Source organism: Microbacterium karelineae, from assembly GCF_009745985.1.
In the GTDB taxonomy this organism is placed as follows: Bacteria; Actinomycetota; Actinomycetes; order Actinomycetales; family Microbacteriaceae; genus Microbacterium; species Microbacterium karelineae.
In genome coordinates this window covers 1-1,327 of sequence record NZ_WFIX01000125.1, presented here as the reverse complement: position 1 = coordinate 1,327, position 1,327 = coordinate 1, and the positions used below count along the sequence as shown (strand labels likewise).

General features: G+C 37.0%; 1 protein-coding gene. It reads right to left on the bottom strand.

Annotation, left to right across the window (positions count from 1 at the left end; genetic code table 11):
* Positions 1-1,280, bottom strand: a 1,280-nt coding sequence (locus GB932_RS22200) for a TonB-dependent receptor (RefSeq protein WP_231915947.1), incomplete at its 3' end; no start/stop codon positions are given.
* Positions 1,281-1,327 lie beyond the last annotated feature (47 nt).

The window sequence follows — 1,327 nt, the reverse complement described above, 5'->3', positions numbered from 1 at the left end:
ATATTTTTAAATCCTGTTTTCGTGTTGATGGTTTGACCTCTTAATGTGCTTCCGTCTACTACATAGTTATCAATTCTCTGGTAACCTTGATTAGATACGGAACCTTGTAAGAATGCAGATAGATTATTTTTAGTATATTCTACTTGTGCAAATCCACTGTACCAAATAACTTCTCCGTCATTGCTATACCCTACCTGATCTTCAGCTGGAGCTAATTTTCCTCCGAAAGGATTCCACGAAAGTTTTTTGTAATCATAAAGTGCATTTACTATTCTAGGTGTAGCGATGTTTTTGTTAGCCGCATCTTTATATCCTTTAGCTCCGTAAAGGTCTGTAAGCACCTGATAATGGTAACCGTAGTAGTATCTGTCGTCAGTACCGATTGAGAAATTCCAGTTATCATTAACTTTATGTTGGAAGTTTGCTAAAATACCATACCAGTTGTGTGAATTGATACTTGATCGACGAACAATTGTGCTTCCTGCACCTGCAGTATTTAAATTAACCGCTGCGTTAGCTGCAAAAAGAGCATCATAGTTAATGTGTCCTGAAGCATCTGTAAAGCTGGCATCATTGATACTTTTATTTCCTAGTCGTCCTAAATCACCTGTTCCACCACCTCTACCGTTAGACATGTATAAAACTGTACTTAATTTAGACTTTTCATTCATTGTCCAGTCCCAGTTTAACATCATCACCGGCTTAGAATAGTAGTTGGCTCTGTTTGCTAAAGCTACTTTGTTTCCGTTGGAATCTGTGTAATAACCAAAATCTGAATTATATCTTCTATATGGAGTCCCGTCATGATCTGGGTTATAGTTAATATAGTTTTGGATAGTCGGTGCAAAAGTTCTTTGATCGTGCCACTGAGGTGCAGAAGTAATTGAGAACTGTAAGTTATGTTTTTTGTTGATTTCATAACCTAATGCAAAGAAATATGCATAAGATTCATAATCAGTATTTTCAATATAAGTACCTCCGGCTTGTCTGCTCATTAAGAATGATGCGGAAACACCATCCTTAGATTTTCCGGTATTATAAGCAAAAGATGTTTTTAAATAGTCATTGTTACCAACTCCTAATCTAATAACCCCACCTCTTTTCATGTCTGCGGACTTGGTAATGAAGTTCATTGTACCTCCTACAGAAGCAATCGCTAATTTAGATGATCCTAAACCTCTTTGAACCTGCAATGTACTTGTTACGTCAGATAATCCAGTCCAGTTTGAGAAATAAACAGTACCGCCCTCCATATCGTTTACAGGCATACCATTTACCATTACTGCAATGTTTCTGGACTCAAACCCACGCATAACAATTTGAGAGT